This window comes from Kaarinaea lacus (genome assembly GCF_975902315.1).
In genome coordinates this window covers 1-5,355 of the sequence record NZ_CDLKIE010000325.1, presented here as the reverse complement: position 1 = coordinate 5,355, position 5,355 = coordinate 1, and the positions used below count along the sequence as shown (strand labels likewise).

The following is a 5,355-nucleotide window of genomic DNA, read 5'->3' as shown; positions in this document are numbered from 1 at the left end:
GAACTACGCCTCTGCAGATTTGCTCAATGGTTTGTTCAGCACATTGAACTTGTCTCTCGAAGCCAGGCAATCCCTGGTTGGCGCTGTTCTGGATTGGCGGGATACGGATAGTTTACGCAATGAACTTGGTGCGGAAGACGCAGAGTATTTCCGTCAAGGATTGAGCTATGGTGCAAAGGACGGTCCGCTTGCCTCCATAGATGAATTACGACTGGTGTTGGGTATGACGCAAGAAGTATTTAATGCGGTAAAGAATGTGTTAACCGTATATTCTGGCAGCCCCTCAGTTAATGTGGAGCTTGCGCCTCTACCCGTATTGGCAGCAATGCACCAGGGGGATCTCAGTGCAGCGCAGCGCCAGTTTGCCCAGCGCGACACAAGTAACAACAAAACGGCAGCAGGGAATAGTTATTCGGGTACTATATATAGTATATCCTCAGTTGCCGAAACTGTAGCCGGTAGTCGGTCCGGCATTGTGGCTACGGTGAGTATCAATCCCGGAAATGGCAGTGGTTACAAAATCCTGAATTGGGAGCCAATCACAGAAGTATGTAGAGCAGGAATGGGGGATTTCGCGTGCTATGGCCAGTAAAACAATAGAAAAAAAACCATTCTTTAACTTAAAAGGTACGCGTGCAAGTGCGCGGGGATTTGTTCACTGGTGGGTGAGCGAGCTGTCGTTCCTGGTGCCACAAAAATGCCTGTCGTTTCTCAACAGGAAACAACAGCCCACTGTGGTCATGCAATATCAGCAATCGCAAATAGAGGTATACCATTTGTATGACAAAGGGTGTGACTATATCGGTGCGATGACGGTTCACAATGGCGAAATAGAAAACATCGAGAGTGGTTTAAAGAACTGGTTTCAGGAAACGGGGATTCATTTGCGGCCGGTTATTACGCTGCCGGAGAACCGGGTGGTGCGCAAAGATATCGTATTGCCCAAGGTCGCGGTTAATAATCTTGACAACGTTCTGAAATACGAACTGGACCGGCATACCCCATTTAAATCAGATCAGGCTTACTATGACTATGTGTTTGAAAATACAAGCGCATCAGACGAGTTAGTCAATGTCGCCATCTATGCTGTGGCCAAATCCTTGGTGAATGATTTACTTGATGCGTTGCAGCCAATCGGTCTAAACCAAGCACAAATCGTGACTGGTGCAAATCTGAAGCTGGCTGATCCGCTGAGTAACGCGGTTAAAATTCGCCTCGATCATGATGTTCCACTCAGTTCAGAAAAAAACAGCAGCAAGCTACAGATGGCCATGAGCTTCGTATTAATTGCTCTTACGCTAACGGTATTAATAGTGCCGATCATAAAAATGGAAGCCGTCGTTAGCGATTTGCGCGAACAATTGCGTGTGGCTCGAAAGGAAGTAGATGTTATTAATAAAACCAGGAGTGATATCAATTTATACATAAAAAAACTGGAAGCGCTGAAGGAGAACAAAGTAACTGCCAGCAATGTCGTTGATGTCATGCTGGAGCTCACTACGGTGTTACCGGATGATACCTGGGTTGAAAATTTTGCAATGAAAGATGGTCGTATAACGATCCAGGGTCAATCCATATCGGCATCGGAGTTGATCAAGCTATTGGAATCATCGGAGTATTTTGCAAAGGCGAAATTTGAATCGCCCGTTCTACAGAATCGGGATGGAACGTCAGAACGTTTCAATATTATGGCGGAAATTGTTAAGGGGCAAACCCGTGTTAATTGACTATCCGTTAATTGGCCGGCGCCTTGCGGCGGTTACATTGTTAGTCTTCTTGCTGCTTGGCAGTTATGTATTTGCTATCAATCCCTATCGCGAACTCGTCGATAACTATCGCGCAGAAATCGTCTCATTGGGGGGGAAGATTGCACGCTTTAATGCATTGATTGGGCAGAAGGACAAGTTTCAGCGGCAATTGATGGCAGTCAAAAATAACAATGCCAGCAGCCAATATTTTATTAAAGCAAAAACCGTTACCTTGGCATCGGCGTTGTTGCAGCAAAGAGTGAAGAAGGTTGTGCAGGCAAAAGGAGGGCAGCTAGTCAGCACCCAGGTATCCTTGCCGGCGAATTCAGTGAAAATGAATGACAAGAGCAGTGCCATAGACAACCAGTTAGTGGCGATTAAAGTAAGCATGAAGGCCACGATTGAGTCGCTGTATGAAATATTTTACATGCTCGAGGGTGGCAGCCCACTGGTGGTAATTGACGACGTGTCCATTAATCGCATGCGCCAGGGGCGGCGCTTGAATGTAGCGAATGACCAGCAACAGAATTTGTTAGAGGTCCGTTGCACAATAACAGCCCAGATGAAGAACAAGCTATGAGATTTATAACAGCGTTTAAAACGGTGGGATTACTGAGCTATGTACAATTGGCAGCAATTATAGCAGCCAGTCTGATTGTTTGGGCTGAGCTGAACTATGACTATGAACAATTGCGTATACAAGGCGTAGATACGGTGGATGATACGGCAAACGGTGGAAATAGCGTGGATTACCCATCAATACTGGAAGGCGTAATCAGCGTACATTCTTTACCTATGTACCGCGAAATAGCGGACCGGCCACTGTTTTCTCCGTCGCGCAAACCACCGCCCAAGCCACAGCCCCTGGTACAGGTAGCTGTTGTAAAAGAGCCTATGGATTATGCCCTGAAACTCAATGGAGTCAGTATTACGGGGAAAGCGAGAACAGCACTTGTCTGGCACACCACGGAAAGAAAGTACTACGCGCTGGAAAGGGGGGATACGGTGAAAAACTGGAAGGTTCAGAAAATAAATCCAGAAAGCGTGGTGTTAAATCAAAATGGTACAAAAATGGAGTTAGTGTTGCGGGAAGAGCCTGGTAAAACACAGTAATATGGCTGTGTAAGGATAATCTTTAAAAAGAGCGTTTATATATGAAGTATCTAAAACAAAAACGATGTGTAATGCTGTTCCTGCTACTAACAGGGATAAATGGCTGTGTAACGACGGAGGTCGAGGATTCTAAAGGTAATCTGATAAGTACTGAATCGAGTGAGCTGGTAGAACAACAACGTTCCGCAGTTCAGGCATTCACTGCAGAAGAAGACCTGGTAGAGTCCGTAAAGACAGCGCCTGTTAAAGAAGAGCAACTGTTTCCCGGGACTGGTGTGTTCGTAAACGAGCCAGTGGGGGATTCACGACAGCAGGCGAATACACGCGGCGGTAAGGTAACGCTTAATTTTGAAAACGCAGATATTACCCAGGTTGTCCGCGTGGTGTTTGGAAAGGTGTTAAAAGAGAATTATGTGATCGATCCCAGCATAAAAGGACAGGTAACAGTTCAAACCACCAAGCCGATGTCAAAAGAGCTGGTATTAACAGCTCTGCAAAATATATTAAAACTACATGGCGCAAAACTTTTGTATAGAAATGGTGTGTATGAAATTGTACCGGAAGCAAAGCTGATTGTTGGAAATGTGGGAATAGGCCGACACTCGTCCCTGCAAGGATTCAGTTATCAAATAGTACCGCTTGAGTTTATCGCAGCAAAAGAGATGAGCAAGATTCTTGAGCCTGTATCAAAAAAAGAAGGCCTGGTAAGAGTGGATGAGCAGCGTAATTTGTTAATTCTTGCCGGAAACACGCCCGAGCTTATCACTATGATTGAGCTGGTCAACATCTTTGATGTGGATTGGTTAAGTGGAAAATCGGTGGGTCTGGTTGAAGTTCAGTATACAGACGCAGAAACATTACTAGTGGAACTGGAACGGATACTGGGTATCAACAAGGACGGTCCCCTGTCCGGTATGCTGCAATTAATGTCTATAGACAGGGTCAATTCAATACTTGTAGTCACTACTCAGCCTTCATATCTATACCGAGTGAAGGATTGGGTGAAGCGACTGGACAGACCTAGCGGAGGAGATGGTAAGAAGTTTTACGTGTACCAGGTAAAAAACGGCAACGCTGAAGAACTGGCGGCCACCCTAAATGAATTATTTACCCTGAATGATACAGGTAAAAAAGTTATCACCAGTAAGGAGGCAACTGTCGCACCTGATTTGACACCGATGATGGCCGTCACGCCACCACTTAATAAAGGTTTGTCGCAGAGTACTAACAAAGAGGCAAAAAAAATAAAACAAGAAGAAATTACTGTAAAAGCGGAAAAGGAAGATGAAGGGGAACTGTCCGGGATTGATACTCGAATCATAGCGGCGCATGATACGAATGCACTGTTAATTTTCGCCAGTCCAAACGATTACCACAAGATTGAAGCGGCTATCGCCAAACTGGACGTAGCGCCACTGCAAGTTCTGGTTGAAGCATCGATCATCGATTTACGGCTTGCCGGAGAGTTTAGCTATGGCGTTCAATGGTTTTTTAAGAATAATATCAACGGTAAATACAAAGGCTTTGGTCAAGTGGGAGAAGATCTTGCCTTTTCACCAACGTTTTCATACACGGTACTGGATGCAGCCGGTATGTTGCGTGGTATGTTACGCATGCTAGCGTCCGATGGAAAAGTTAACGTATTGTCATCTCCCAGCTTAATGGTGAGAAACAATCAAACGGCAACGATACGCGTGGGGGATCAGCAACCGGTATCCACTGCATTGGTGTCGCAACAGGGCAATGTGGTGGCGTCATCCGTGCAATTCAAGGACACCGGGGTGATGCTCGAGGTGACACCTCGAATTAACGCTGACGGTATGATTTCACTAAGCGTCAATCAGGAAGTTACGGATGTAGGTGAAATCGATGATGCAACTGGGCAACGGTCGTTTTTACAACGAAGTATTAATAGTTCGGTGGCAGTAAATAGCGGTGAGACACTGGTGCTGGGTGGATTGATTAGAGAAAACAAGGCTTATACGAAGAGCGGTGTTCCCTTTCTAAAAGATATTCCGTTGCTCGGTGCGCTGTTCGGCCAAACAGTGACAAGTACTACGCGGACAGAACTGATTGTGATGTTAACGCCAAAAATAGTAAGAAATCCCAGTGAGGCCAAAAAGGTTACTGATGAGTATCGCCGAAAACTGGAAAATCTCGAGTCTTCGTTTTCAACAAAGTCGGGGAAGGTATCTGGCTCAACCGGGTGGGATTTTTCGGGTCAGTTCACACCAACCGGAGCCTATTAGCTGACGGCCTATATGTGCAGTATACAAGCAATGTTTTGTAAAGCGAAGAATGCAGATTTGGTTCTATACCGAGTTCTTCAATAAACAATCACGTTTTCCCGGTCACAGCATAGCCGTGCGCATTACTTGCCGCGTTAGTACCGGCGGTCTGGTATTATGCCACTCCAGTTATCGTATTATTCCGCCTTGAAGCGCAATGGATGCCGCTTCGGTACGGTTTTTAACATTTAGTTTCGCCAGTATGG

Annotated in this window: 5 protein-coding genes; all 5 read left to right on the top strand. The window is 45.7% G+C overall.

Annotated elements, in window-relative coordinates:
* A partial coding sequence (locus ACWVCM_RS10455; protein WP_455201693.1) for a general secretion pathway protein GspK occupies window positions 1–592 on the top strand: 592 nt, incomplete at its 5' end.
* A complete protein-coding gene (locus ACWVCM_RS10450) occupies window positions 582–1,727 on the top strand; it encodes a PilN domain-containing protein (protein ID WP_455201692.1) in 1,146 nt (381 codons plus the stop codon). The genes ACWVCM_RS10455 and ACWVCM_RS10450, both read left to right, overlap by 11 nt.
* Window positions 1,717–2,328 carry a type II secretion system protein GspM gene (gene gspM, locus ACWVCM_RS10445; protein ID WP_455201691.1) on the top strand — a complete coding sequence of 204 codons (612 nt, stop codon included), beginning with the start codon at window positions 1,717–1,719 and terminating at the stop codon, window positions 2,326–2,328. The genes ACWVCM_RS10450 and gspM overlap by 11 nt, the downstream gene beginning before the upstream one ends.
* On the top strand, window positions 2,325–2,861 hold the full coding sequence (locus ACWVCM_RS10440) for a hypothetical protein (protein WP_455201690.1): 537 nt from the start codon (window positions 2,325–2,327) through the stop codon (window positions 2,859–2,861). The genes gspM and ACWVCM_RS10440 overlap by 4 nt, the downstream gene beginning before the upstream one ends.
* A gap of 41 nt (window positions 2,862–2,902) precedes the next feature.
* The gene (gspD, locus tag ACWVCM_RS10435; protein ID WP_455201689.1) at window positions 2,903–5,110 is read left to right on the top strand and encodes a type II secretion system secretin GspD; all 2,208 of its coding nucleotides are present in this window, start codon (window positions 2,903–2,905) and stop codon (window positions 5,108–5,110) included.
* Window positions 5,111–5,355: the final 245 nt, after the last annotated feature.

Bases quoted from the DNA above. Each gene is read 5' to 3' on its own strand.
- ACWVCM_RS10450 (WP_455201692.1), top strand. From the start codon at position 582: ATGGCCAGTAAAACAATAGAAAAAAAACCATTCTTTAACTTAAAAGGT.
- ACWVCM_RS10440 (WP_455201690.1), top strand. From the start codon at position 2,325: ATGAGATTTATAACAGCGTTTAAAACGGTGGGATTACTGAGCTATGTA.
- gspD (WP_455201689.1), top strand. From the start codon at position 2,903: ATGAAGTATCTAAAACAAAAACGATGTGTAATGCTGTTCCTGCTACTA.